General features: G+C 66.5%; 22 protein-coding genes and 1 pseudogene. 15 read left to right on the forward strand and 8 right to left on the reverse strand.

The features are described 5' to 3' along the window. A partial coding sequence (locus QOC76_RS28915; RefSeq protein ID WP_526363029.1) for an MFS transporter occupies window positions 1–1,105 on the forward strand: 1,105 nt, incomplete at its 5' end. Here the strand turns inward: QOC76_RS28915 and QOC76_RS28920 are convergent. The 4 genes from QOC76_RS28920 to QOC76_RS28935 are packed head-to-tail and all read right to left on the reverse strand — an operon-like array spanning window position 1,077 to window position 3,276. Continuing rightward, complete coding sequence (locus tag QOC76_RS28920; protein WP_526363067.1) at window positions 1,077–1,400, reverse strand: DMT family transporter; 324 nt, start codon at window positions 1,398–1,400, stop codon at window positions 1,077–1,079. The genes QOC76_RS28915 and QOC76_RS28920 overlap by 29 nt on opposite strands. Continuing rightward, complete coding sequence (locus QOC76_RS28925) at window positions 1,400–1,738, reverse strand: DMT family transporter (RefSeq protein WP_526363031.1); 339 nt, start codon at window positions 1,736–1,738, stop codon at window positions 1,400–1,402. Before QOC76_RS28925 ends, QOC76_RS28920 begins: the two co-directional genes overlap by 1 nt. Window positions 1,739–1,747: 9 nt before the next feature. Continuing rightward, window positions 1,748–2,371, reverse strand: coding sequence for a TetR/AcrR family transcriptional regulator (locus QOC76_RS28930; RefSeq protein ID WP_526363033.1), 624 nt, complete (start codon window positions 2,369–2,371; stop codon window positions 1,748–1,750). Further along, on the reverse strand, window positions 2,368–3,276 hold the full coding sequence (locus QOC76_RS28935) for an oxygenase MpaB family protein (RefSeq protein WP_526363035.1): 909 nt from the start codon (window positions 3,274–3,276) through the stop codon (window positions 2,368–2,370). Before QOC76_RS28935 ends, QOC76_RS28930 begins: the two co-directional genes overlap by 4 nt. Before the next feature lie 104 nt (window positions 3,277–3,380). On the opposite strand from QOC76_RS28935, the gene QOC76_RS28940 reads away from it, so the two are divergent. From QOC76_RS28940 to QOC76_RS28980, 9 genes and pseudogenes are all read left to right on the forward strand, one after another. Then, window positions 3,381–4,928, forward strand: a complete 1,548-nt coding sequence (locus tag QOC76_RS28940; RefSeq protein ID WP_526363037.1) for a carboxylesterase/lipase family protein — start codon at window positions 3,381–3,383, stop codon at window positions 4,926–4,928. 83 nt (window positions 4,929–5,011) lie between these two features. Next, window positions 5,012–5,899: a sterol desaturase family protein gene (locus QOC76_RS28945; RefSeq protein WP_526363069.1), complete on the forward strand. Its 888-nt coding sequence runs from the start codon at window positions 5,012–5,014 to the stop codon at window positions 5,897–5,899. Between the two features lie 81 nt (window positions 5,900–5,980). Then, window positions 5,981–7,387 (forward strand): NAD(P)/FAD-dependent oxidoreductase, encoded by a 1,407-nt coding sequence (locus QOC76_RS28950; protein ID WP_526363039.1) that lies wholly within the window; start codon window positions 5,981–5,983, stop codon window positions 7,385–7,387. A gap of 116 nt (window positions 7,388–7,503) precedes the next feature. Beyond that, window positions 7,504–8,150: pseudogene (locus tag QOC76_RS28955) on the forward strand (LysM peptidoglycan-binding domain-containing protein). Window positions 8,151–8,268: 118 nt separating this feature from the next. Continuing rightward, window positions 8,269–8,964: an Rv1815 family serine proteinase gene (locus QOC76_RS28960; RefSeq protein WP_526363041.1), complete on the forward strand. Its 696-nt coding sequence runs from the start codon at window positions 8,269–8,271 to the stop codon at window positions 8,962–8,964. A 49-nt stretch (window positions 8,965–9,013) separates the two neighbouring features. Further along, window positions 9,014–9,352, forward strand: a complete 339-nt coding sequence (locus tag QOC76_RS28965; RefSeq protein ID WP_526363043.1) for an ArsR/SmtB family transcription factor — start codon at window positions 9,014–9,016, stop codon at window positions 9,350–9,352. Beyond that, the gene (locus QOC76_RS28970; protein WP_526363045.1) at window positions 9,349–9,978 is read left to right on the forward strand and encodes an SRPBCC domain-containing protein; all 630 of its coding nucleotides are present in this window, start codon (window positions 9,349–9,351) and stop codon (window positions 9,976–9,978) included. Before QOC76_RS28965 ends, QOC76_RS28970 begins: the two co-directional genes overlap by 4 nt. Window positions 9,979–10,023: 45 nt before the next feature. After that, the gene (locus QOC76_RS28975; protein WP_526363047.1) at window positions 10,024–10,494 is read left to right on the forward strand and encodes a VOC family protein; all 471 of its coding nucleotides are present in this window, start codon (window positions 10,024–10,026) and stop codon (window positions 10,492–10,494) included. A 28-nt stretch (window positions 10,495–10,522) separates the two neighbouring features. Next, on the forward strand, window positions 10,523–12,010 hold the full coding sequence (locus QOC76_RS28980) for an FAD-binding protein (RefSeq protein WP_526363049.1): 1,488 nt from the start codon (window positions 10,523–10,525) through the stop codon (window positions 12,008–12,010). On the opposite strand, the gene QOC76_RS28985 is transcribed toward QOC76_RS28980, so the two are convergent. The 4 genes from QOC76_RS28985 to QOC76_RS29000 all read right to left on the reverse strand — a co-directional run bounded on the left by QOC76_RS28985 (window position 12,007) and on the right by QOC76_RS29000 (window position 19,460). Next, complete coding sequence (locus QOC76_RS28985; RefSeq protein ID WP_526363051.1) at window positions 12,007–13,881, reverse strand: ABC transporter ATP-binding protein/permease; 1,875 nt, start codon at window positions 13,879–13,881, stop codon at window positions 12,007–12,009. The genes QOC76_RS28980 and QOC76_RS28985 overlap by 4 nt on opposite strands. 23 nt (window positions 13,882–13,904) lie before the next feature. After that, entirely contained in the window at window positions 13,905–15,839 is a 1,935-nt protein-coding gene (locus QOC76_RS28990; protein WP_526363053.1) for an ABC transporter ATP-binding protein/permease, read from the reverse strand. Between the two features lie 45 nt (window positions 15,840–15,884). Continuing rightward, a complete protein-coding gene (locus tag QOC76_RS28995; RefSeq protein WP_526363055.1) occupies window positions 15,885–17,795 on the reverse strand; it encodes an ABC transporter ATP-binding protein/permease in 1,911 nt (636 codons plus the stop codon). Between the two features lie 78 nt (window positions 17,796–17,873). Then, complete coding sequence (locus tag QOC76_RS29000; protein ID WP_526363057.1) at window positions 17,874–19,460, reverse strand: FAD-dependent oxidoreductase; 1,587 nt, start codon at window positions 19,458–19,460, stop codon at window positions 17,874–17,876. Window positions 19,461–19,481: 21 nt separating this feature from the next. On the opposite strand from QOC76_RS29000, the gene QOC76_RS29005 reads away from it, so the two are divergent. The 5 genes from QOC76_RS29005 to QOC76_RS29025 form a co-directional block, all read left to right on the forward strand. Then, window positions 19,482–21,143, forward strand: coding sequence for an acetolactate synthase (locus QOC76_RS29005; protein WP_526363059.1), 1,662 nt, complete (start codon window positions 19,482–19,484; stop codon window positions 21,141–21,143). Window positions 21,144–21,334: 191 nt separating this feature from the next. After that, window positions 21,335–22,174 (forward strand): GNAT family N-acetyltransferase, encoded by an 840-nt coding sequence (locus QOC76_RS29010; RefSeq protein ID WP_526363061.1) that lies wholly within the window; start codon window positions 21,335–21,337, stop codon window positions 22,172–22,174. 107 nt (window positions 22,175–22,281) lie between these two features. Next, window positions 22,282–24,615, forward strand: a complete 2,334-nt coding sequence (gene secA2 / locus QOC76_RS29015; protein ID WP_526363063.1) for an accessory Sec system translocase SecA2 — start codon at window positions 22,282–22,284, stop codon at window positions 24,613–24,615. Window positions 24,616–24,624: 9 nt separating this feature from the next. Next, entirely contained in the window at window positions 24,625–25,227 is a 603-nt protein-coding gene (locus QOC76_RS29020) for a CDP-alcohol phosphatidyltransferase family protein (protein ID WP_526363065.1), read from the forward strand. Window positions 25,228–25,300: 73 nt separating this feature from the next. Then, on the forward strand, window positions 25,301–25,997 hold a 697-nt coding region (locus QOC76_RS29025; RefSeq protein ID WP_526363071.1), incomplete at its 3' end, for a DUF881 domain-containing protein.

Genomic DNA, 25,997 nt, shown 5'->3' on the forward strand with positions numbered 1-25,997 from the left:
CGCCAACCTGCTGCCGCGCGATCCCGAGATCAAGGCCGACCTCGCGCTGTCCAACGCGCACTACGGAATCGCGATCGCGGCGTTCTCGGGCGGGGCGTTGGTGGCTGGGTTGGCGGCGGGCGCGCTCATCCGCCGCTTCCGTTCGGCCCGGGTGGCCGTCGCGGGCAGCATCGGCATCGCGCTGTTCCTATTCGTCGCCGCGCTGGCGCCGTCCGCCGTCGCCCTTGCCTCGGCGCTCTTCGTTGCCGGCGCATCGGACGCGATCACCGACGTCGCGCAGAATGCCCACGCGCTGCGCCTGCAGCGGATCTACGGGCGCTCGATCATCAATTCTTCGCACGCGGTGTGGTCGGCGGGTGCGGTACTCGGCGGCGCCATGGGTGCGGCCGCGATCGCGTTGCACATTCCACGCACCACTCATCTGGCGGTATCGGCGTTGCTGTTCAGCGCGGTAGTGCTCGCCGCCTACCCGTTCCTGCTGCGCGGGCCGGACGAGGAGGATCACCCGTCTTCGCGAGCCGAAAGGGCGGGGAGACCCGGGTTGGCGGTCTACGTGGTACTGCTTGCGCTGGTCGGCATCGCGATCTCAGGAGCCGTCGTGGAGGACGCCGGCAGTTCTTGGGCGGCAGTCTATTTACGCGACAGCCTCGGCACCCCGGGTGCGCTCGCGGTATCGGGCTATATCGCTCTGGTCGGCTTCCAATTCGTCGGGCGCATGATCGGCGACCGCCTGGTGGACCGGTTTGGTGAACGGGCCGTGGCCAGAGTCGGCGGACTCATCGCAGCGGCGGGCATGGGTGCGGCGTTGGCGTTCCCGGGCGTTGTCGCCACGATCGCAGGTTTCGGCGCCGCCGGTTTCGGCCTCGCGACGGTGATACCGGCCGCGATGCATGCCGCAGATCAGCTGCCAGGACTCCGTTCGGGATCCGGGCTGACGGTGGTGACGTGGTTGCTGCGGATTGGCACCATATCGTCGGCCCCGGTCGTCGGTCTCGTCGCCGACGCGACCAGCTTGCGGGTGGGGCTGCTGGTCGTCCCGATCGCGGGGCTGTCGGTGATGATCCTGGCGGTCGCGCTCAGCCCGCGGCGCCGGCCATCTCGATAGTCAGCACGCCTCCCACGATCAACGCGATACCCAGCCCCATCAACCAGGTGAGCGGTTCGTCGAAGAGGACCTTGGCGGCGACGGCAACCACCGCCACGCCGCACGCGGTCCAGACGCCGTAGGCGATGCCGACGTGCATGCCCAACCGCAGCGTCAGCCACAGCAGGTAGAACGACACCAGGTAGCCGATCGTCACGGGGACGATCCAGATCCGCCTGCGGAAGCCCTCCGACGCCCGCAGCGCGAGCGTGCCGACAACCTCGAAAAGGATGGCGCCGGTCAGCGTCGCCCACATCACGAGGCAGCCTCATTGGTGTGCCGCGCCCCCAACTCGACGAGCAGGACGCCAGCGATGATCAGGCCGATGCCAACCGCGATGGGCCACGTGAACGGGTCGCCGAAGATCGCTGCCGCAAGCACCGCGGTGCCCACGGTCCCCAGCGCGCCCCAGATGCCATACGCCACCCCGATGGACAGGCCCGCGCGAAGGACCAACGTGAGCAACACGAAAGCGCCGGTGTAGCCGGCCACGACCACGATCAGCCACGCCGAATGATCCTGCGAGGCACGCAAAGACAACGTCGCCGCCACCTCGACGACGATCGCCGCGCCGAGCAGCACCCATTTCCGCACGGCTACAAGCTAACGGACGGCTTGCTGCACCATCGGAGTCAGGACCTCGTGGGCGAAGCGTCGCAGTTCGGCCTCGTCGGTGAAGTCGGGGTCGCTCGGGGGCATCGAGATATAGGTGAAGAACAGCCGTGCGAACACATCGGCGACCCAGCGCACCTGCTGGGACGGGGCACCGGTTGCGTCGCCGTGGATGTAGTTGGCGATGAACGCCGAGCCCATCGTCAACAGCTCGAAGGAATCGGCGATCGGCGCGGGCTCGTTCTGCGCAGCCCGGCGCAGGATCGGATGCTCCCTGGCGAACGACACCGCGGCGATGAAGGCCTCCGCCACGCCGTCGTCGGAGTCCTCGACGCCTTCGATGGCGTCGGCGACCGCGCCGAGGAAGCGCTGCGTCTCCCGTCGCACCAGGGCCGCGACGAGATCGTCCCGCCGCGGGTAACGGCGGTACGCCGTCATCCGGGAGACACCGGCCCGGCGTACCACGTCTTCCACCGTGATGCGTTGCAGCCCAACGGCTGCGGCCTCGGACAGCGCGGCATCCAGAATGCCTTGACTGGTGCGGTCCATCGCCTCGTCGATCCGGCCGGCGACGCTCGCGCCGCCGACGACCTCGATGAGCCGCGCATCGATCACGAGGCGGCGACCTTTCCCCGTCTCACGCCCGCCGCCCGTTGCTGAGCCAGTTGCAGATAGCGCGGCGCACCGAACGCCCATCGCAGCCGTTGGGCGTCCAGACGGAGCATCGGACCCGTCAACGCGCGCGTCGCGATGGGCGGCCGGTCGTAGCCGATGAGCTCCTGCGCCCACCGCGGCGCCCTGCTCATGCCCGCATACAGGGTGAACCGGTGCAGCTGCCGGTCCAGCCGCTCGGGCAGGTCGGGGAAGAAGGGGGATGTCATGAGGAAGTCGACGAACTGCCGCGTCTGCGCGTTGACCGACAGCCGCGGCCGCATCGAATCGACATAGTCGTCGAGCTGTGCCGCCGTCTCCGGCACCCAGTCGGCGCCGCTCATCCGGCCGATCACCGCCTGCTCCGATAGGTAGCGGTCCTTCTCATGTTGCGACAGCGGCCTTTTCGTTTCCTCGAACGCCCGCAGGATCATCCACGGGATGCACGTGTGCACCCACGCGATCAGCTGGGGATCCAACGCACGGTAAGGCACGCCGTCCGGACGCGTGCCATTGACGAAGGAGTGGATGTGCTTCACCCGTTCGATGATCGCGATGGCGGCCTCGGTGTTGCCGAACGTGGTGGCCAGGACATAGCCGAGGGTGGCACGGGCGCGCTGGAACGGATCCTCGCGGTAGTTCGACAGGTCCTGGACACCGGCGATCACCGACGGGTGCAGGACCTCCAGCACGATTGCCGGCAGTCCCGCCTGCGAGACCGAGGCGAGGTCGGCGTTGATCTCCCACGACATGCTGCCCGGGCCGATCAACCCGGGATCGCCCGGCGGCCCGCCGTAGATCTTCGGATCGTCGTGGCGGCCAGCGCCCTTCTCGAAGTCGTCGACAATCCAGCGGCGCAATGCGCTCATCTTCCGATTCCTCTGGTATGAATGTTACATATGCCATCTTATCTCTACCATTTCGTGTCGCAGTTCACGGTGTCAACCGCTACCGACCGGTAATCTCAATGAGGATGGCACGCAACAACACCCTGGTAGAGACCGTCAACGGCCCATTGCGCGGCATTGACGACGGTCGGGTGACGGCGTGGAAGGGCGTGCGCTACGCCGCCCCGCCGGTCGGCGACCTGAGGTGGCGTGCCCCGCAGCCGGTGACACCGTCGACGACCATCATCGATGCCACTCGCTATGGCGTCGTCTGTCCCCAGCCGGTCGACCCGCGGATTCCCATCGACCTGGGCGCGCCTCAGGGCGAGGACTGCCTCACGCTCAACGTCTGGGCGTCGTCCGATACGACTGCGGGCGACCGCAAGGCGGTGATGGTCTGGGTACACGGCGGCGCCTACATCCTGGGTTCGGCGAGCCAGCCGCTCTACGACGGCCGCGTACTGGCCGGTGACGGCGAGGTGGTCGTCGTCACGATGAACTATCGGCTCGGGGCGTTGGGCTTCCTCGATCTGTCCGAGTTCGACAGCCCTCGGCGCCGCTACGACTCCAACCTCGGTCTGCGCGACGTGCTCGCAGCGCTGCAGTGGGTGCGCGACAATATCGCCGCGTTCGGCGGCGACCCGGACCGCGTCACAGTGTTCGGCGAATCGGCGGGCGCGGGCATCATCACCACGCTGCTCACCATCCCGGCGGCCGAAGGGCTGTTCGCGGGCGCCATCGCCCAGAGCTCGCCGGCAACGTCGGTCTACGACATCAGCCGTGCGCGCCGCATTACGCGCCAGGTGATGAACCGCCTCGGACTTTCGGCGTCTGACGTCGACCGGCTGCCGGACGTTCCGGTCGGCGCCATCGTCGCCGCGTCCACCGACGTGTTCTACGAAACGCCGGTGAACAACCCCGGCACGCTGGCATTCGCCCCGAACGTCGACGGCGATCTGGTGCCCGACTACCCGGTGAAACTCGCAAGGGAGGGCCAGTCTCACCCGGTTCCGCTGATCATCGGCACCAACAAGCACGAGGCGGCGCTGTTCAGGTGGATGAAGTCGCCGCTGATGCCGATCACCCCCGAGGCGATAAGCGCGATGTTCACCGAGATCGCCGCCGAACAACCGAGCCTGCATCTGCCGACCGACTACCACAGCGGTGCCGCATATGCCGGCCTGCGCGGCAAGGCTCGCGGCATGGGCGTCGCGCGTGACCTCGGGTTCCGCATGCCGTCGGTATGGCTCGCCGAAGGGCACAGCACCGTGGCACCCGTGTACCTGTACCGGTTCGACTTCGCGACGCCGATGCTGCGGCTACTGCGTATCGCCGCCGCCCACGCCACCGAATTGCCTTTCGTATGGGGCAATCTGGTATCCGGACCCAAGGATCCGACCTTCAAGTTGGGCGGGATAAAGGCCGGTCGAGTGGTCTCGGAACGGGTGAGGGCCCGCTGGCTGAATTTCGCGACACAGGGCAAACCCGCAGGACTGCCCGGCGAGCCGGAGTGGCTGCCCTACCAGGAGCCCGACCGGGCGTGCCTGCTCATCGGTCGGGAGGACACCGTCGTCAACGACATCGACACCGATATCCGCGCCACCTGGGGCGCCCAGGTACTCAACTTCAGGTAACCGCCACCGGGCTGGCTAGACTTTCCCGGGAGGTGTCGCGAGTGGACTGGTCAAAGGCTTGGGAGGACGTACTTCCGCCGCTGATGCACGACCCGGTCACGTTCGCCGTCCCGTTCTTTCTGATCCTGCTCATCATCGAATGGGCAGCCGCACGCAAACTCGCCCATATCGAAGACGATCGTTCGCAGTCCGGGGCCTACCTCAGGCCGGACGCCTGGGCCAGCATCTGGATGGGCGTCGTGTCGGTCGGCACCAGCGCGGTGATGAACGGGATAGCGCTCCTCGGCTACGCGGCGCTCTACGTCTACGTCGCGCCCTGGCAGCTTCCCTCAAACGCCTGGTACACCTGGGTGATCGCGATTCTCGGCGTCGACCTCACCTATTACTGGTATCACCGGATGGCGCACCGCGTCCGTTTGTTCTGGGCGACGCATCAGGCGCACCACTCCAGCCAGTACTTCAACCTCGCCACCGCGCTGCGTCAGAAGTGGAACATCAGCGGCGACGTTTTCCTTCGCGCGCTGCTGCCGACGTTCGGCGTACCGCCGTGGATGGTGTTCGCGAGCTTCTCCATCAACCTGATCTATCAGTACTGGATTCACACCGAGCGTATCGGCAAACTCTGGCGGCCAATCGAATTCGTCTTCAACACACCGTCGCACCACCGGGTGCACCACGGTATGGACGAGGTCTACCTCGACAAGAACTACGGCGGCATCCTGATCATCTGGGATCGACTGTTCCGCAGCTTCCAGCCCGAGGATTTCCGGCCGCACTACGGCCTGACCAAACAGGTGGACACCTACAACATCTGGAAGTTGCAGACCCACGAATACGTCGCGATCGCGCGCGATGTCCGCGGCGCCTGCCATTGGCGTGACCGCCTGGGCTTCGTTTTCGGCCCTCCGGGCTGGGAGCCGCGGCAGGCCGTGCAACCCGACATCCCCGCGCCGCTCACCGTGTCGAAGTAGCGCTGCCGGCGCCCATCGCTGTCACAGCGCCGGCATCTGAATCAGCGCCGCTTGTGGTGCCCGACACCGTAGTGTCGCGGTGTGCAGACGGTCTTCGATGCCCACGTCGACCCAGACCTCGTCGAACGGTCGCTGGCGGCGAGCGCGTTCCACTCGATGTGGCTGGACATGCCTCGGCCGTCCTACGACGCCCTGTCCGGTTCCGTGACGGCCGACCTGCTGGTGGTGGGCGCCGGATACACCGGGCTGTGGACGGCATTGCATGCCGCACAGCGCAATCCGGACCAGAAGATCGTCCTCGTCGACGCCGGACGCGTGGGCTGGGCGGCGTCAGGTCGCAACGGCGGCTTCGTCGACGCCAGCCTGACCCACGGTCTGGCGAACGGAAAAGCACGCTGGCCCAAAGAGATCGAGAAGCTCGAGGCGATGGGTCGCGACAACCTCGACGGCATGCAGGCCGATATTGCGCGGCTTGGGCTCGACGCCGAATGGCAGCGAACCGGGATGTTGACGGTCGCGACAGAACCGCACCAAGTGGACTGGCTGAACGAGGCCGCCGACGACGGCGAGGGCCGGTTCCTGACGCAGGGCGAAGTGCGCAGCGAGGTGTCGTCGCCGACCTACCTTGCAGGACTGTTCAGCCCCGACAGCACAGCGATCGTCCATCCCGCCAAGCTGGCATTCGAACTGGCTCGGGCATGCGCGGAGGCGGGTGTCCACATCTACGAGCGGACGAACGTCACATCGATGGAATCCGCAGGCGCGGCCATCCGGTTCGCGGCGGGCAACGCAACGATCACCGCAGGGCGGGCAGTGCTTGCGACGAACGTCTTCCCGAGCCTGATCATGCGCAATCGGCTACGGACGGTGCCGGTGTACGACTATGTATTGGCCACCGAGCCGCTCACCGATGCTCAGCTCGACCGCATCGGATGGACGAACCGCCAGGGAATCGGCGACTGCGCCAACCAATTTCACTACTACCGGCGCAGCGCTGACAACCGAATCGTGTGGGGCGGCTATGACGCCGTCTACCACTTCGGGCGCAGGGTCAAGCCGGCCTACGAGGACCGGTCCGCGAGCTATCGTCGGCTCGCAGCGCACTTCTTCATCACCTTCCCCCAACTTGACGACGTCCGATTCAGCCATCGCTGGGCCGGAGCGATCGACACCAGCACCCGGTTCTGCGCGCACTGGGGGCTGGCGCACGCCGGACGGGTGGCGTACGTCAACGGCTTCACCGGGCTCGGCGACGGCGCGGCGCGGTTCGCCGCCGACGTCTGTCTTGACCTGCTCGACGGTCGACCGACCGAGCGCACCGAGTTGGAAATGGTGCGCAAGCGACCCTTGCCGTTTCCGCCTGAGCCTTTGGCCAGCATCGGAATCCAGGCGACGAGATGGTCGCTCGACCGCGCCGACCACTTTGCGGGGCGCCGCAATGTCCTGCTGCGCACGCTCGATGCCCTCGGACTCGGCTTCGATTCCTGAATGACCACGCAGCGTTTGCACGACGTTTCGATTGGGCCGATCCGAACCGGCAAGGGGCCTACCAAGATCAGTAAGCTCACCCGCGTTGGTTACCGGGAAAAGGAAGGGCCGATGACGTGACAGACAGGCTCGCCAAAGGCGAGAAGCTCCAGCGTGGCCAGTCGCTGACCTCGAGGAACGGGGCCTACACGCTGACCCTGCAGGACGACGGCAACCTGGCGCTCGCCGCGCAGGGCCAGGCCGTGTGGGCGACGGGCACCAACGGCCAGGATGCCGAACACCTTGATGTGCAGGATGACGGCAACGTCGTGCTCTACACGTCCGACAAACCGATCTGGCATACCGACACCAAGGGCGCCAAGGATATTCGGCTGATCCTGCAGGACGACCGCAACCTGGTGGTGTACGGATTCGACGGGGTGGCATGGGCGTCCGGCACGAACACCGACGAAGCTCCACCGCCGCCTCCGGGCGCAGAGCAAGCAGCCCCCGACGTTGCGCCCGCCGCCGCCGAGGAACCGTTGCCGCCCGCGGCCGCCGAAGAACCGTTGCCGCCCGCCGAGGCCCCGGCCCCGCCACCACCACCGCCACCACCACCGCCTCCGCCGGCCCGCGCACCTACACCGTGGTCTCCGGGGACACGCCGTGGGCCATCTCGGAGCGCTTCTACCCCGACGGCAGCAAATACCAGCGGATCGCCGACGCCAGTGGCGTCAGCAACCCCGACCTGATTCATCCGGAACAGGTGCTGACGATTCCGTAGCAGAAGTGACGAAAGAGCAGAAGTGACGAAAGCCAGCCCGGGCCGAACGGTCCGGGCTGGCTTGCTGTGCGCACCCGCGCCGGTAGGGTAGGAGCCCACTGACCCCTACCAATCGGAGATGATCTTGCGCCGACATTGGTTGCGCTCGCTGGCCGCTGCGGCGGCAGCGTCGGTTCTTGCGCTGAGCATCCCCGCCTTGCCCGCACATGCCACTCCCGGCGTGTTGGTCTACCCGGGCATGGAGATCCACCAGGGCACGAGCGTGTGCACCCTCGGGTTCGTCGACCCGGGTGCCCGCGCGGCGTTCACTGCGGGTCACTGCCGCGGCGAAGGGGGTGTGGTGGACAGGGACGGCAATCCCATCGGCACCCTGACGTCGTTCCGCGACAACACTCCGGACGGGGCGACCGTGGCGACCGACCAGATGATCGCCGACTGGGAGGCCATCAACCTCGCGCCGGATGTCACTGTGAACGACATCCTGCCCGGCGGCCGCGTCCTGGTCTCCGACCCGACCGTCGTGCCGACACCCGGCCTCGGGGTCTGTCACTTCGGAGTGGTCACCGGCGAGAGTTGCGGCAACATCGAAGCGGTCAACAACGGCTGGTTCACGATGGCGAACGGTGTAGTGAGCCAAAAGGGCGACTCCGGAGGGCCGGTGTACGTCGTCACCCCCGACGGGCGGGCCGCGATCGTCGGGATGTTCAACAGCACATGGGGCAACTATCCAGCGGCGGTGTCCTGGCAGACCGCCAGCCAGCAGGCGCACGAGGATGTGGTGCAGTCCGCATCCGGCAGCGTAGAGCCTCGGTGATTTTCCTTAAGGCTTGACTTATATAAGTGCCTGCTTTTAAAGTCGGCTGGTGCACGCGTTCGACGTCCTCGGCGATCCGGTGCGTAGACGCATCCTCGAACTGCTCGCCGACGGCGAACTGACGGCCGGCGCCATCGGTGCCGGCATTCAGGCGGAGTTCGAGATCAGCCAGCCCGCAGTGTCACAGCATTTGAAAGTGTTGCGCGACAACGGATTCACCTCGGTGCGACCGGACGGTCAGCGACGGCTGTACGCCGTCAGCGGCGAGGCGCTTCGGGAAGCCGACGCGTGGCTGGCCGGGTTCCGTCGCTTCTGGACTCCACACCTCGATGCGCTCGCAACCGAAATCGCGCGCGGCAAGCGACAACGACGAAGGAACACAACATGATTGACGTCGACTACCAGATCAACGCCGTGCGGCGCACCGTAGGCGACCGGACATTGGACTCGGGGGAGGCCCGCGTCGTCACGATCAGCCAGGCCTACGACACCGATGCGGACGATCTCTGGGACGCCTGTACCAACATCGACCGCATCCCCCGGTGGTTCCTGCCGATCACCGGCGACCTGCGCGCGGGTGGCCACTACGAGCTCGACGGCAACGCCAACGGCACGATCCTGACCTGCGATCCGCCGCGCGAGTTCACCGCGACATGGGAATGCGGCGAGGACGTCAGCTGGATCGAGGTACGGATCTGCAGTGAGGGTTCGCGCCGGTCACGTGTTGAACTCCAGCACATCTCGCGCGTCGACGAGCACTGGGAACAGTTTGGTCCCGGCGCCACCGGCATGGGCTACGACGGCGCGCTGGTCGGGCTGACTGTCCATCTGTCGACCGCCGGGGCCGTCGACCCGGCATCCGGCCAGGAGTGGATGGCCTCCGAGGACGGCCGGCGATTCATGAAGCTGTCCGGCGAGGCGTGGTACGACGCCAACATCGCGGCGGGTGCAGACCGGGACTGGGCGCGAGCGGCCGCGGATCGGTGTGTCGCCGCGTATCTGGGGGAGAACTAGAACACGTTCTAGCCAGCCGGGCCGACCGGAGATATTCTCGATGCGATGCATGACCAGACACCTGTCCAGATCGCCTGGGTGACGAAGGACCTCGACGCCACCGAGAACGCCCTGACCTCGCTGTTGGGCGCCAAGAAGTGGATCCGTGTGCCGGATGTGCACTTCGGCCCCGAGACGTGCACCTACCGCGGCCGGCCGGCGGACTTCGTCGCCCACATCTCGTTCAGCTATGCCGGGGACACTCAGCTCGAATTGATCGCGCCGGTCAACGGCGAGAGCGTCTACTCCGAGTTCCTCGATCGAGCGGGCGCCGGGCTTCACCACATCTGCGTCGAGGTCGACGACGTCGACGAGGCGGTCAGCGGCGCCGAGGTGGTACAGCGCGGAGTCATGCCGGGCGGAATGGAGTTCGCGTACGTCACCGCAGAGGCGGCAGGCGTGCCTTATATCGAGATCGCACACATCTCGCCGGAGATCCGAGCGTTTTTCGACTACGTCAAACAGGAGCAACAGTGAGGTTCAGCGCTTGCGCGAGGACAAATCGATGAAGCAGATCCCGGAAATCGTCGCCGCCGCCGAAGTGTCGAGCTGGTCCGACGACGTCGACGTCGTCGTCATCGGATTCGGAATCGCGGGCGGCTGCGCGGCTGTGAGCGCGGCGGCCGCAGGCGCCAAGGTGCTGGTGCTGGAGAAGGCCGCCGCTGCCGGGGGGACCAGTGCGATGGCAGGCGGGCACTTCTATCTTGGCGGCGGCACCGCGGTGCAGCAGGCCACCGGCCACGACGACAGCGCCGACGAGATGTACTCCTACCTCGTCGCGGTGTCGCCGGATCCCGACCACGAGAAAATCCGCGCTTACTGCGACGGCAGCGTCGAGCACTTCGACTGGTTGGAAGACCTGGGGTTTCAGTTCGAGCGCAGTTTCTATCCCGGGAAGATCGTCGTCCCGCCCGGCACCGAGGGGCTGTCCTACACCGGCAACGAGAAGGTGTATCCGTTCACCGAAAAGGCGAAGCCCGCGCCGCGCGGCCATTCCGTCCCGGTGCCCGGTGAGCTGGGCGGTGCGGCGATGGTCATCGACCTCCTGGTGAAACGCGCCGATGAGCTCGGCGTCGACATCCGGTACGAGACCGGCGCGACAAACCTGGTCGCCGAGCGGGGTTCGCCAGAAGACCGGGTCGTCGGCGTGCGCTGGAAACACTTCACCGAGACCGGTGCGGTCAAGGCCAAGGCGGTCATCATCGCCGCGGGCGGGTTCGCGATGAACCCCGAGATGGTCGCCGAGCACACGCCCGCGCTGGGCCAGAAGCGACGCACGAAGCACCACGGCGTGGTGGAGCCCTACATCCTGGGCAACCCCAACGACGACGGCCTCGGCATCCGAATGGGCGTGTCGGCGGGCGGAGTCGCGAAGAACCTGGACGAGCTTTTCATCACCGCCGCTGCCTATCCGCCGGAGATCCTGCTGACCGGGATCATCGTCAACAAGGACGGTAAGCGATTCGTGACCGAAGACTCGTACCACTCGCGCACCTCCGCGTTCGTTCTCGAGCAGCCCGACCAGATCGCGTACCTGATCGTCGACGAGGAACACATGCAGATGCCCGAGATGCCGCTGATCCGGTTCATCGACGGCTGGGAGACGGTTGAGGAGATGGCGGCCGCGCTGGGCATTCCCGAAGGCAATCTGGTCGAGACCCTGGACCGCTACAACGAGCACGCGGCACAGGGGGAGGATCCCGACTTCCACAAGCAGCCGGATTATGTTGCGCCGCAGACGAAGGGACCCTGGGCGGCCTTCGACATGTCGCTGGGTCGCGCGATGTATTCCGGATTCACCATGGGTGGGCTGGCGGTGACAATCGACGGTCAGGCTCTGCGGGAGGACGGCAGTGTGATTCCCGGCCTGTATGCCGCGGGCGCCTGCGCGTCCAACATCGCCCAGGACGGCAAGGGCTACTCCAGCGGCACGCAGTTGGGCGAAGGGTCGTTCTTCGGGCGCCGCGCGGGAACGCACGCGGCCAGGAGTTAGACGGGCTGCAGCCGCCAGGCGCCGTCGCCGAGCAGTTCCAGCCTCCGGTCATGGTGCTGGTCGAGCGTGGGGCGGTGGCTGACGCTGACCACGATGCAGTCCGGCAGCTGCGTGCGTAGCGCTCGGTAGAGCGCGAACTCCTGACCCTCGTCGAGCGCGGACGTCGCCTCGTCGAGGAACACCGCTTTCGGTTTCGCCAGCAGCACACGGGCGAACGCGATGCGTTGTTGCTCACCCGGCGACAGCACCTTCGCCCAGTCGGCCACCTCGTCGAGACGGGTGCCGAGGTGGGCGAGCGAGACGGCATCGAGCGCCGACCGGACCGCGTCGTCGGGATACGAGCCTGCCCCGGCGGGATAGGAAAGCGTGCTGCGTAGGTCGCCCAACGGCATGTAGGGAAGCTGCGACAGGAACATGGTGTCGTCCTGCGGACGGCGCAGCGTGCCCGACGTGAACGGCCACAGCTGAGCGAGACTGCGCAGCAGTGTGGTCTTACCGCTGCCCGACGTCCCACTGATCACCAGCGACTCGCCGGGATCGAGCCGAACGTCAAGCGGGTCGATGAGCCGTACACCCGCCGGCGTGCGCACCTCGACATTGTTCAGCTCCAGCGACCCGTCGTTGCTCGGCAGTGCGGTCAAAGAGGGTAGAGCTCTTGCCGTTTCGTTCGCAGTGACCAGACCGTGGAGACGGATGATGGCCGCGCGGTAGCCGGCGAATGCGTCGTAGACGGCGCGGAAGAACGACAGCGAGCCCTGTAGTTGATTGAAGGCGCTCGACGACTGCGTGACGTCGCCGAGCTGAATCTGACCCGCGAACAACCGCGGCGCCTGAATGATCGTCGGCAGCGGATCGACGATCTCGTTCATCGACCTGTTCCAGCCGAGGAACGCGATGCCGCGGCGAACGAAGGCCCGGTAGTTGGCGATGACGGCCGCGAACCGGGTCATCAGCTCGCCGCGTTCGGCATCTTCACCCCGATACAGCCCGACGGCCTCACCCGCCTCGCGGAGCCGGATGAGCGCATACCGGAACGCGGCGTTGGTGAGTTCGTTGCGGAAGGACAGCCGGATCAGCGGCCGACCGATCCAGAACGCCATCACGGTCGTGAGGAACACGTACAACAGCGCGATCCAGAACAGTGCCTTGGGCAGCGTCAAACCGAACACCGTCAGCGGACCGGACAGCCCCCACAGGATAGGGGTGAACTCGACGACCGAGACGATCGCGAAAATCGTTCCGAACAACAAGGTCTGGGCCGTGCCGACGGTGGGCGTGTTCGTTTCCGGTCCGGTACCGGTAGTGAAGATGTCGATGTCCTGCTGGATGCGTTGGTCTGCATTGTCGATCGGCTGGTCGATGAACCGCCCGCGGTAGAAGGCGTCACCGTCCAGCCAGTCGCCGGTCAGCCGATGGGTGAGCCACACCCGCCACCTGATGATTAAGCGCTGCATCAGATAGGTGTCGAGCAGAGTTCGGACGACCTTCGCGGCGACCAAGGCGGCCAGGATCAGTATTGCGACCCAAAAGCCATGTATCGCAGCGCCTTTCGCAACACCTTCGCCCTCGAATGCGACCTGCATCGCCGAGAACTGGTCATTGGACTGGTAGGTGAAGAGCACAACGAGGCGAACATCGATCATCACAAGGACCAAGAGCACGCCGAGCAGTCCCCACACCGAAATGCTCTGGCGACCCGTGAAGTAATCGCCGGTGACCCGCCAGAACTGCCTGCCCCACGTGGTATGTCGCGCCAGCAGCGCGCACACGACGACCATGCCGATCGCGGCGAACACCCAGGCCTTGGCCACCCACAGCGCCGACGCGACGAGCTCGTCGCCCCAGTCGAGGGACGGCGTGAACGTTTCCATGCCGGGAAGCTACCGCGGCATCGTCACACCGGTGCGGGTTCTTTCTCGTCGCCCTTGACCTGGCCGAATCGCCAGTCACCCTCGCCGAGCAGTTCGAGTTCGTGCGTGTGGTGCTGCTCGACCGTCCTGCGATGGCTGACGCTGACCAGGATGGTGTCCGGCAGTTCGGTGCGCACCAGGTTGTAGACGAGGAACTCGAGACCCTCGTCGAGCGCCGACGTCGCCTCGTCGAGGAAAACAGCTTTGGGTTTGGTCAACAGAACGCGGGCGAACGCGATGCGCTGCTGCTCGCCGGGCGACAGCACCTTGGCCCAGTCGAGCACCTCGTCGAGCCGCGAGACGAGATGCGGCAGCGCCACTTTCTCCAGCGTGCGCTTGAGCGTCTCGTCGTCGATGTCGCCCTCTTCGTTCGGGTAGCTCACGACGGCACGCAGGTCTCCCAACGGCACGTAGGGCATCTGCGACAGGAACATCGTCTCGTTGGGGCCGCACGGCCGGGTCAGCGTGCCCGATGTGAACGGCCACAGTTCGGCAAGGCTGCGCAGAAGCGTCGTCTTCCCGACGCCCGATTGGCCGGTGACGACCATGGTGTCGCCCACTTCCAGGCGCAGATCGAGCGGGTTGATGAGCTGCGTGCCGTCGGGTTTGCGGACCTCGACACCTGTGAGCTGCACCGTGCCGTCCACACAGGGCGTCGTCGTGATGGTCGGCAGCGCCCTGCCTTCCTCGTTCGCCGTCACCAGACCTTCGAGACGAATGATCGCTGCCCGGTATCCGGCAAACAGGTCGTAGGCGTTACGGAACCACGACAGACCGGTCTGGATCGAGCCGAACGCCGATGCGGACTGCGACATCGCGCCGAGCAGGATCTCACCGCTGTAGAACCGCGGGAACTGCAGAAGGTAGGGCAGCGGCACGATCAGCTGACCCATCGACCAGTTCCAGCCGTTGAAACCAAGAGACCGCAGCACGTAACGCTTGTAGTTGTCGACGACGGGCCGGAACAGCTTGCGCAGGCCGGTGCGCTCGGCGACCTCGCCGCGGTAGAAGGCCACCGCCTCCGACGAGTCGCGGAGTCGGACCAAGGCATACCGGAACGCCGCGTTGAACTTCTCGTTGCTGAACGACAGCCAGATGATCGGCCGGCCGACCCAGAACGCGATCACGGACGCAAAGAGCACGAAGACGATGCCGATCCAGAACATCGCGCGCGGAAGCGCGAAGTGAATCAGTGGAAGTGTGAGAGGTCCTGACAGACCCCACAGGATCGCGGTGAACGAAAGTATCGATGCGACGGCGCTGATCGCGCCGAACAGAAGGGTGTTCTGCGACGAGTAATACGGGACATTGGGCAACGGCCCGTTGTTGGCCGTGAAGATGTCGATGTCGGACTGGATGCGCTGGTCCGGATTGTCGATCTTGTCGTCGATGAACCGAGACCGGTAGTACGCCTTGCCGTCGAGCCAATCCCCGGTGAGCCGATCGGTGAGCCAGGCTCGCCACGCGAGGCAGAACCGTTGCACCATGAACATGTCGACCAACAGCTGAAAAATGAAAAGGGCGGCGAGCACACAGAAAACGGCCATCGAGAAATAGAAGCCGTGCTTACCCGATTGCTTGAGCGCTTCGTTGTTGTTGCTGAGACCCCCGGCGACGGCCTGGAAGGCATTCGACATGTCATTGCTGTAGTAGCTGAGTAGCACGTCGACGCGCACGCCGAGCATCACGACGAACAGAATGAGACCGAGCCACAGCCAGACCTTCACGCTCTCCGCGCCGCTGAAGTAGGCGCCGGTGATGCGCCAGAACTGGCGCCCCCACACGGTGAAGCGGGCGATGAGGACGCAGATCACCAAGGTCGCCACCGCAGCAATCGCCCAGGCTTTCGCAAGCCAGATCAGCGATACCCAGAGCTCGCTTCCCCAGTCGAGCGTAGGAGCCCACATTTCCGATTCCATGCGGGCAACGTACCTCGCCGAGTTTGGGCCAGCGCTTCAGACGCCTCAACTGCGCGCGGTCAGCGGCTCCAGCCGCCACTCGCCGCCGCCGACGAGTGCGAGCTGACGAGCGTGGAACTGCTCCACCGTTGCCCGATGGCTCACGCTGACCAAAATCATCTCCGGTAGCTCCACCCGGATCAGTTCGTACAGCGTCAGCTCCAGGCCCTCGTCCAGCGCCGATGTCGACTCGTCGAGGAACACCGCCTGCGGCCTGGTCAGCAGAATGCGGGCGAACGCGATCCGCTGCTGCTCGCCGACCGAGAGCACCTTGCCCCAGTCTCCGACGTCGTTGAGCCGGATGGCCAGGTGCGGCAGCGCGACCTTGATCAGCGCCTGCTGGATCTCGCGGTCGCCGATCGTTCCCTCCTCGTTGGGGTATGACGCCACGGCGCGCAGGTCACCGAGCGGAAGATACGGCAGCTGCGGAAGGAACATGGCCGCCTGTCGTCCTGCAGGCAGCCGCACGCTTCCGGTGACGAACGGCCACAGCCCCGCGAGGCTCTGCAGCAGCACGGTCTTGCCGATGCCCGATGGTCCGCTGACCAGCAGCGTGTCGCCGGGGTCGAGGCGCAAGCCAAGCGCCCTAATGAGATTCGCACCGTCGGGCGTGCGCACCTCGACACCCTCGACGGCCAGTGCTCCGTCCACTGAGCTCGCCGTCGTCACCTGGTTGAACCTGCGGGCGCGCGCGTTCTCCTCGACCAGTCCGTCGAGGCGGATCACCGCCGCCCGGTAGCTTGCGAACTCGTCGTAGGCCTCGCGGAAGAACGACAACGCATTGTGGATCGTGACGAACGCGGTGGCCGACTGGATGACGTCACCGAACGAGATTTCGCGGGCGAAAAGTCGTGGCGCCTGCACGACGTAGGGCAGGGGGTTGATCGCCTGGCTCACCGTCAGGTTCCAGCCGGTGAATCGCATCATGCGGTTGAGCCAGTTGCCGTAGTTACCCATCACCTCGATGAGTCGCCCGCCCAGCAGTCGGCGTTCGACATTCTCGCCTCGGTACAGGCCGATGGCAGCGCTCGCGTCCCGCACCCGGACAAGCGCGTAGCGGAAGCCGGCGTTGCGAAGTTCGTTGAGATAGCTCAGTCGGATCAGGGGCCTGCCGATGACGAAGGCGATGACAGTGGCGGCCATCACGTAGGCGATCACGATCCAGAAGAGTGCGCGCGGGAGTGTGAGGCCGCCCAGCGTCAACGCGCCGGACAGCCGCCAGAGAATCGCGCCGAACGCGATCACCGAAAGCATGGCCGCGACCGCACCGAACAACAGGGTGTTGCCCGAGCCGTACGCCGGGTTGTTCGTCTGACCGCCGACCCCGGTAGTGAAGATGTCGATGTCCTGCTGGATGCGTTGGTCGGGGTTGTCGTTGGGGCTGCGGAAGAACTGGCGCCGGTAGTACGCGAAGTCACCGAGCCAGTCGTCGATCAGCCTGCCGCTCAACCAGATTCGCCACCGCATGATGAACCGCTGCATCAAATACATGTCGAGCAGGTTCAACACGACATGCACCACCGCCAGGATGAGGAAGATGCCGATGGTGACCCAGAAACCGTGGATGCCCGAATCGGTGACATCGCTTTCGCCGGAGGCGATTCCCTGCAGAGCGACCTGCAGTGAGGTGAAGACGTCGTTGGTGTAGTAGCTGATCAAGACGCTGATGCGAACCGCGATGATCGTCGACACCAACAGCAGCGCAAGCATGACCCACACCACCACGCTCTGCCCGCCCATGAAGTACGGCCCGGTGATGCGCCAGAACTGACGGCCCCACTCCGTGATGCGCCCGATCAGCAGCAGAACGACGATCACGCACGGCGCGGTGATCGCGAATGCCACCAGAACCCAGAGGGTTGAGTTGAGGAGTTCATGGCCCCAGTCGATCGACGACCTGAAAGCGCCCGTGTTCACCCCGCCACACCCCCTCCCCGCCGGAGCCAGCCTGCGGCGAAGCTACCGCAGGTCGGGCGTCGCCGTGGTCGACACGCGTCAGGCGAACGTCGATGACAGGTGGGCCACCAGGTGCTCGACGCTGAGTTCCGACGACGTGAAGGACAGGTAGCCGTCCGGCCGCACGACGTAGACGGCTTCGTCCGCGGCATACATTCGGGCGAAATCTCCGGCGGTATCGCGGATGAGCGGCAACACCGTGGTGCCGACGTCGGCGTTCGGTGCGGCGATCAGATAGACCTCGACGCGGCCGCGCCCCGCCTCGGCAGCCGCCTGCGCCATCCCCTCGAACGACGGGACATCCTCGGCGGTGGCGTCGCCGGCGGCGTACAGCAAGACGGTGTGATCACGCCGGCCCAGAAGTGAGAACAGACGCACAAGCCCCGTGACGGCGTCGCGCGTGAGACCGGTCGCGTCGGGGCGGCCCCCGGCGCCGTGCGCGACGATCGGGCTGTCGTCGTAGCGGACCAAAAGCTGCGCTTCTCGGCGGATCACGAAATCCGGGTCGGTCGAGTCCGCACCGATGCCGTCGCGTGCGCTGCGCACCGTCCGCCCCACGACCTCCTCGCCGACCGGCTGCCGCTCAGCGTCGTAGCTGTCCAGCAGGCCCGGCGCCGCGTCGCCCGAGACCGCCAGCGCCACCTTCCAGGCCAGGTTGTGAGCATCCTGGATGCCGGTGTTCATTCCCTGCGCACCCGTCGGAGGGTGGATGTGGGCGGCATCGCCCGCCACGAACACGCGACCGCGGCCATACGCGTTGACGATGCGGTGGCTGATCCGGAATACGGAGGCCCATCGCAGGTTTCGCGCGGTGGTGGGTTCGGGTGACATCCGGTCGAGCACCGCCTGGATGTGGTGGCGCTCCGGTTTGCGGGCGCCCTCGAAGCCGTGGACTATCCCGTCGGTGGCCGCTGTGCCGGTCGCGAGGTCGTCGGGCACCAGCATCGACATCCGGTAGCGTCCCCGGCCGGGCAGCGGAATGGCCACCAGCAGGTCGTCGGTCTTGCCGTCGACCTGGTGCATCGACCGCACCGCCCAACCCCGCGGCACCGACCAGTCCACCTCGACGTCGCCGCGCATGTACTGCTCCTCGAAAGCGGCACCCGCGAATGTCAGATCGAGCGTCTTGCGCACAATGCTGTGCGCGCCGTCGGCGCCGATGAGATAGCCCGCTCGCACCGTCTGCTCTCCGACGTCGCCGTCCAGCGTCACGGTGACGCGGTGCGCGTCCTGTTTGAAGCCCCCGACCCGCCGACCGCGTTCGACGTGCACGCCGTGCATGGCGAGTTCCTCGCGAAGAATCCGCTCGGTGGCGTACTGCGGGATCGCGATGAAACCGAAGGGGACGTCTGCAGGCGTGGCGAACTCGACCTGTGCGACCTTGTCACCGTTGACGTAGACGATCTGCCCGAACATCTGCACGGCCGCGTCGAGAATGCTGTTCAGCACTCCGATACCCTCGAACACCTCGAGCGTACGCGGTTGTATCCCAACAGCTTTGGCGTACTGCGGCGGATCGACGATGGGATCGACGATGCGGAAGTCGACTCCCCGCCGGGCGGGTTCGATCGCCGCTGTCAGACCGATCGGACCAGCGCCTGCTATCAGCACGTCAGTGTCGGCCACGGGTGTGATTATGCTGCGGCCATGAGCATCGATGCTCCCACGGGGAACAAAATAGGCGCCGGACACCTCATCGCCCGCCGGTTACGCGCCAGCGGTATCGACACGATATTCACGCTCTCCGGTGGGCATCTGTTCTCCATCTACGACGGGTGCCGCGCAGAGGGTGTCCGGCTGATCGACACCAGACACGAGCAGACCGCGGCGTTCGCGGCCGAAGGCTGGTCGAAGGTCACCCGGGTGCCCGGCGTCGCGGCGCTGACTGCGGGTCCCGGCGTGACGAACGGGATGAGTGCGATGGGCGCCGCCCAGCAGAACCAGTCGCCGCTGCTGGTGCTCGGCGGCCGGGCGCCCGCGCTGCGCTGGGGTCAGGGCTCACTTCAGGAAATCGATCACGTGCCGTTCGTGGCGCCGCTGACCCGGTTCGCGGCGACCGCACAGTCGGCCGACGCGGTCGGCGGGCTCATCGACGACGCGCTGCGCGCGGCCATGGGCGCCGCGAGCGCGGCAGGTTCTCCGATGGGGGTCGCGTTCGTCGACTTCCCGATGGATTACGTGTTCGGCGAAGCCCACGACGCGGGAGACCCCGGTGCGCTTGCCGGGCCACCGGAACGGGCGCAGGCCGACGGGAAGGCGCTCGCGATCGCGGCCGGTCTGCTCGCCGACGCGCAGCGGCCGGTGATCATGGCCGGCACCAATGTGTGGTGGGGGCACGCCGAAGGCGCCCTGCTGGCTCTGGCCGAGTCGCACCGCGTTCCGGTGCTGATGAACGGCATGGCGCGCGGAACCGTGCCGGCCGACCACGAGCTGGCGTTCTCGCGTGCACGGTCAAAGGCGTTGAAGGAGGCCGACGTTGCGCTGGTGATCGGCGTTCCGATGGACTTCCGCCTCGGGTTCGGCGGCGTATTCGGCGAGCACACCCGACTGATCGTCGCCGACCGCGCGGTGCCGGAGCGGCCGCATCCGCGCGAGGTCGCCGCCGAGCTGTACGGCGACCTGACGGCGACGTTGTCGACGCTGTCCGGTGGGCGATCGGGCGACCATGAAACGTGGATCAGCGATCTGCGGGTCGTGGAGTCTGCAGGCCGTGCCGCCGAGGAAGCCGAACTGACCGACGACCGCAGTCCGCTGCACCCGATGCGGGTGTACGCCGAGCTGAAGCCGCTGTTGGACCGCGACGCGATCGTGGTGATCGACGCAGGCGACTTCGGCTCCTATGCCGGCCGGGTCATCGACAGCTATGTGCCCGGTGCGTGGTTGGACAGCGGACCGTTCGGCTGCCTCGGCTCGGGTCCCGGCTACGCGTTGGCCGCCAAACTGGCCCGACCCGACCGGCAGGTGGTCCTGCTGCAGGGTGACGGCGCGTTCGGCTTCAGCGGGATGGAGTGGGATACGTTGGTGCGGCACGGGGTTCATGTCGTCTCGGTGATCGGCAACAACGGAATCTGGGCGCTGGAGAAGCACCCGATGGAGGCCTTGTACGGCTATTCGGTGGTGGCCGAGCTGCGGCCGGGGACCCGCTACGACGAGGTGGTCACCGCCCTCGGTGGGCACGGGGAGCTGGTGTCCGCTCCTGGCCAGCTTCGGCCTGCGCTGGAGCGGGCGTTCGCGTCGGGTGTGCCCGCCGTGGTGAACACGCTGACCGACCCTCAGGTCGCGTATCCGCGTCGATCGAACCTCGCCTGACTTTTCCTCCGCGAGTTGGCGAGTTGGCGAGTTGGTGCCACCTCCCCCCGGCGGCGTGGGGAGTGGGTGTCACCTCGCCCCGCGACGGTGCGTGTCTGCACCTCGACACGCCGCAAAAAGCGGGCAAACGCGCACGCTCGCGGTGCAAAATTTACTGGACGAGCCGAGCATTCGGTGCTCATCTGGTGTGCATGATCGTGCGCACACACGCGTCGGTGGACGAGTTTCGCGCCGTCGCCGAGCCGCTGTACCGCCGCGACCCCGTCAGAAACACCATCGAGCTGACCCTGCTGCGAGCGGACAGGTTCGGCGACGACGCGCTTCTGCTCACCGTGTGGGATGAGGAGGTCGCCGTCGGCGCCGCACTGCAGACCCCGCCGTACCCGATGGCATGCAATGGAATTCCCGTCGCGGCCCACCGCGTCGTCGCGTCAGAACTGGCGCGTACCCGCCGCGAACTCAACGGTGTACGAGGCTTTCGCGACGAGGCACTGGCCTTCGCCGACACCTGGCGCGACGTCACTGGACGCGACGGCATCGTGACGACCGGGGAACGGCTCTACCGCCTGGCGACCTTGCAGCCGCCAGCACACGTCTCCGGCGTTCGCCGCGACGCCACCCGTGGCGACAACGCCGTGCTCGTCGACTGGATCCAGCACTTCTTCGTCGAGACGTTCAGTCACCAGCGCGACGTTGCTGCGGGCCAGCGGTTCGTCGACAACGCCGACGCCGTCGGCGACCGCTTCGTGCTCTGGGACGAAGGCGGCACGCCGGTGAGCATGGCGATGCTGCGCGCGCCGTCGTCCGGTGTTTCCCGCATCGGTCCCGTGTTCACGCCGCGCAGCGAGCGCGGCCGCGGCTACGGGTCGGCCGTCACCGCGGCGGCGGCCGATGTGGCGCGTCGTGGCGGCGTCGATGAGGTGGTGCTGTTCGCCGACCTGGCCAACCAAACGTCCAATGGCATCTATCAGCGCATCGGATTCGAAGCGGTCGGGGAGTCCGTGCGCATCGACTTTGCGGCGGCTAACTGACTGGAGCGCCGCGCGAGCGTGCACAGACTGCGCTCCTTCGGCGGCGTGTCTGGGAGCAGACACGCACTGTCGCGGGGAAAGAAAAGGGCCCGCGTACCGTAGCTCTCGTGGCGAAGACGAAAACCCGCACCTCAGGTGGTGTCGGCAACCGGTTCTGGAAGCTGCTCGGCGCCAGCACCGACAGGGAACAGGGCCGCTCGATGACGCAGGTGAGCGCCTCGGCGGAGTTCGAAAAGAAGGCCGCCGAGCTCGACGACGAGCAGTTGAAGAAAGCCACCGAGCTGCTGAATCTCAAGGACCTCGCGGAGTCGAACGACGTCCCGCAATTCCTCGCGATAGCCCGCGAAGCCTCTGAGCGCACGACCGGGCTGCGACCGTTCGACGTCCAGCTGCTCGGCGCACTGCGGATGCTGGCGGGCGACGTCATCGAGATGGCCACCGGCGAGGGCAAGACGCTGTCCGGCGCGATCGCCGCCGCCGGCTATGCGCTCGGGGGCAGGCACGTCCACGTCGTCACCATCAACGACTACCTGGCCAAGCGCGACGCCGAATGGATGGGCCCGCTGCTGAGGGCCATGGGCCTGACCGTCGGCTGGGTCGCCGCGGAATCGGCCGCCGACGAACGTCGCGCCGCCTACAAGTGCGACATCACCTACGCGTCGGTCAACGAGATCGGCTTCGACGTGCTGCGCGACCAACTCGTCACCGACGTCGACGATCTCGTGTCACCGAATCCCGACGTGGCGCTGATCGATGAGGCGGACTCGGTGCTCGTCGACGAGGCACTGGTGCCGCTGGTGCTTGCCGGCACGTCGCACCGTGAGACGCCGAAGCTCGAAATCATCCGGCTGGTCGGCGAATTGGTCGCGGGCGACGACTACGACACCGACTCCGACAGCCGCAACGTCCACCTCACCGAGACCGGCGCACAAAAAATCGAGGCCAAACTCGGCGGCATCGACCTGTACTCGGAGGAGCACGTCGGCACCACCCTGACCGAGGTGAACGTCGCGTTGCACGCTCACGTCCTGTTGCACCGCGATGTGCACTACATCGTGCGCGACGACGCCGTCCACCTGATCAACGCCAGCCGCGGGCGCATCGCAGCACTGCAGCGCTGGCCCGACGGGCTGCAGGCCGCGGTCGAAGCCAAGGAGAACATCGAGACAACGGAGACCGGCGAGGTGCTCGACACCATCACGGTGCAGGCGTTGATCAGCCGGTACCCCACGGTGTGCGGCATGACCGGCACCGCGCTCGCCGCCGGTGAGCAGCTACGGCAGTTCTACAAACTCGGTGTTTCCCCGATTCCGCCGAACGCCCCCAACATCCGCGAGGACGAGTCGGACCGCGTGTACATCACGGCCGCCGCCAAGATCGACGCGATCGTCGAGCACATCGCCGAAGCGCACAAGTCCAAGCAGCCGATCCTGGTCGGCACCCGCGACGTCGCCGAATCCGAGGAGTTGCACGAGCGGCTGGTCAGGGCCGGTGTTCCTGCGGTCGTGCTGAACGCCAAGAACGACGAAGAGGAAGCCCAGGTCATCGCCGAGGCGGGCAAGCTCGGCGCCGTCACGGTGTCCACCCAGATGGCCGGCCGCGGCACCGACATCCGTCTCGGCGGCTCCGACGAGGTCGACCACGACGAGGTCGCCGAGCTCGGCGGGCTGCACGTCATCGGCACCGGGCGGCACAGCACCGAACGGCTGGACAACCAGCTGCGCGGGCGCGCAGGCCGTCAGGGCGATCCCGGTTCGTCGGTGTTCTTTTCCAGCTGGGAAGACGACGTGGTGAGGGCGCACCTCGAGCCGGAGAAGTTCAACAAGTTGCCGACCGAAACCGACGACAACGGCCTTGTGATCAACAAGAAGGCCGCGGGCCTGCTCGACCACGCACAGCGCGTCGCCGAAGGCCGGCTGCTGTCGGTACACGCCAATACCTGGCAGTTCAACGAGTTGATCGCACAGCAGCGCGCCATCCTGGTCGAACGCCGAAACACGTTGCTGCGCAGGCCGACTGCCCGTGAGGAACTCGAGAAGAAGTCGCCGGACCGCTACCAGAAGCTGGCCGAGGAGCTCAGCGAAGAACAGCTGGAACGGATCTGCAGGCAGATCATGCTCTACCACCTCGACCGCGGGTGGGCGGATCACCTCGGCTATCTCGCCGACATCCGCGAGAGCATTCACCTCCGTGCGTTGGGGCACCAGAAGCCGATCGACGAATTCCACCGGATGGCCGTCGACGCATTCGCCTCGTTGGCCGCCGACGCGATCGAGGCCGCACAGCAGACGTTCGAAACCGCGAACGTGCTGGAAGAGGAGCAGGGCCTCGACCTGTCCAAGCTGGCCCGGCCGACCTCGACATGGACGTACATGGTTCATGACAATCCGCTGTCAGATGACTCCATGTCGGCACTGAGCATGCCGGGGATAACGCGCTAGGTTTACCCCATGAAGCGCGCGCCGGGGGATGTGCGTGATCGCGTGGTGACGGTGCCGAACGCGCTGTCGGTGCTGCGCCTGGCGCTGGTTCCGGTCTTCTTGTACCTGCTGCTGGTCGCCCACGCGAACGGCTGGGCGGTGGGTGTGCTGATGTTCAGCGGCTTCTCGGACTGGGCCGACGGCAAGATCGCCCGGATGGTCGACAACCAGTCGTCTCGACTCGGTGAGCTCCTCGACCCGGCCGTCGACCGGATCTACATGCTGACGGTGCCGCTGGCGTTCGGGTTCGCCCACATCGTGCCGTGGTGGATCGTCATCACGCTGATCGGCCGCGACGCGATTCTGGCCGCCACACTTCCGCTGCTGCGCAGTCGCGGCGTGACAGCGCTGCCGGTGACCTACATCGGCAAGGGCGCCACCTTCGCACTCATGTCAGGGTTCCCGCTGATCCTGCTCGGTCAGTGGGATGCATTGTGGAGCCGCGTCATTCTGGCCTGCGGCTGGGCCTTCGTGATTTGGGGGCTGGCGCTGTATCTGTGGTCGGCCGTGCTCTACCTCCTGCAGGTGGGGCTGGTGATGCGTCGGATGCCGAAGGCGCACTCCCGTGGCTGAGTCCGGAGCCGCTCGGCCGGCGACAGACAAGTCCGGAGCCGCTCGGCCGGCGACATCGGAGGACCGCAAGGCGCTGGGCGGCTACGACCCCGATGCCGGACGCAATCTGCACGAGGCGGGCGCACCGACGCTGATCCCCGTCCCGTCCTTGCTGCGATCGCTGTTGTCCGATCACCTCGACCCCGGTTATGCGGCCGCGGCCGCTGAGCGAAGCGCGAGAGCTCGACCCAGGAACCGGCTGGCCTCCGCGAGCTGGCAGGTGTTGGCCGCCCTTGCCGTCGCGACCGTGTTCGCGCTCGCCGTCGCGCAGGCGCAGGCCACCGCGCCGGGTGTGCGGGAGAGCCAGCAGGTCCTGTCGGGCAGCGTGCGGTCCGCCGAGGAGGCGACGAAGTCGGCGACCGCCCGCCGCGACGCGCTGGCCGCCGAGGTCGACACCGAGCGACGCAGCCGCCTGGAGGGCGACGAGCGTGGCAGGCAACTGCTCGGCGGCCTCGACGGCGCCAACTTCTCGGCCGCGGCCACCGCGGTGACCGGTCCCGGTCTGACGGTGACGGTCACCGATCCCGGTGTCTCGAAAGACCTGAGCGACGTCTCGAAGGAACGAGTCGAAGGCAGCAGGCAGGTCATCCTGGATCGAGACCTGCAACTGGTGGTCAACTCGCTGTGGGTCAGCGGCGCCGAAGCGATCTCGGTAGGCGGCGTGCGAATCGGACCCAACGTGACCGTCCGGCAGGCGGGCGGGGGCATCCTGGTCGACAATCAACCGATCA

This window comes from Mycobacterium sp. (assembly GCF_032159565.1).
In the GTDB taxonomy this organism is placed as follows: domain Bacteria; phylum Actinomycetota; class Actinomycetes; order Mycobacteriales; family Mycobacteriaceae; genus Mycobacterium.

Excerpts from the sequence above, each read along its gene's own strand:
- QOC76_RS28920 (WP_526363067.1), bottom strand. The coding sequence starts at position 1,400 with ATGTGGGCGACGCTGACCGGCGCCATCCTTTTCGAGGTTGTCGGCACG.
- QOC76_RS28935 (WP_526363035.1), bottom strand. The coding sequence starts at position 3,276 with ATGAGCGCATTGCGCCGCTGGATTGTCGACGACTTCGAGAAGGGCGCT.
- QOC76_RS28940 (WP_526363037.1), top strand. The coding sequence starts at position 3,381 with ATGGCACGCAACAACACCCTGGTAGAGACCGTCAACGGCCCATTGCGC.
- QOC76_RS28945 (WP_526363069.1), top strand. The coding sequence starts at position 5,012 with ATGCACGACCCGGTCACGTTCGCCGTCCCGTTCTTTCTGATCCTGCTC.
- QOC76_RS28960 (WP_526363041.1), top strand. The coding sequence starts at position 8,269 with ATGATCTTGCGCCGACATTGGTTGCGCTCGCTGGCCGCTGCGGCGGCA.
- QOC76_RS28970 (WP_526363045.1), top strand. The coding sequence starts at position 9,349 with ATGATTGACGTCGACTACCAGATCAACGCCGTGCGGCGCACCGTAGGC.
- QOC76_RS28975 (WP_526363047.1), top strand. The coding sequence starts at position 10,024 with ATGCATGACCAGACACCTGTCCAGATCGCCTGGGTGACGAAGGACCTC.
- QOC76_RS28980 (WP_526363049.1), top strand. The coding sequence starts at position 10,523 with ATGAAGCAGATCCCGGAAATCGTCGCCGCCGCCGAAGTGTCGAGCTGG.
- QOC76_RS28985 (WP_526363051.1), bottom strand. The coding sequence starts at position 13,881 with ATGGAAACGTTCACGCCGTCCCTCGACTGGGGCGACGAGCTCGTCGCG.
- QOC76_RS28990 (WP_526363053.1), bottom strand. The coding sequence starts at position 15,839 with ATGGAATCGGAAATGTGGGCTCCTACGCTCGACTGGGGAAGCGAGCTC.
- QOC76_RS29005 (WP_526363059.1), top strand. The coding sequence starts at position 19,482 with ATGAGCATCGATGCTCCCACGGGGAACAAAATAGGCGCCGGACACCTC.
- QOC76_RS29010 (WP_526363061.1), top strand. The coding sequence starts at position 21,335 with ATGATCGTGCGCACACACGCGTCGGTGGACGAGTTTCGCGCCGTCGCC.
- QOC76_RS29020 (WP_526363065.1), top strand. The coding sequence starts at position 24,625 with ATGAAGCGCGCGCCGGGGGATGTGCGTGATCGCGTGGTGACGGTGCCG.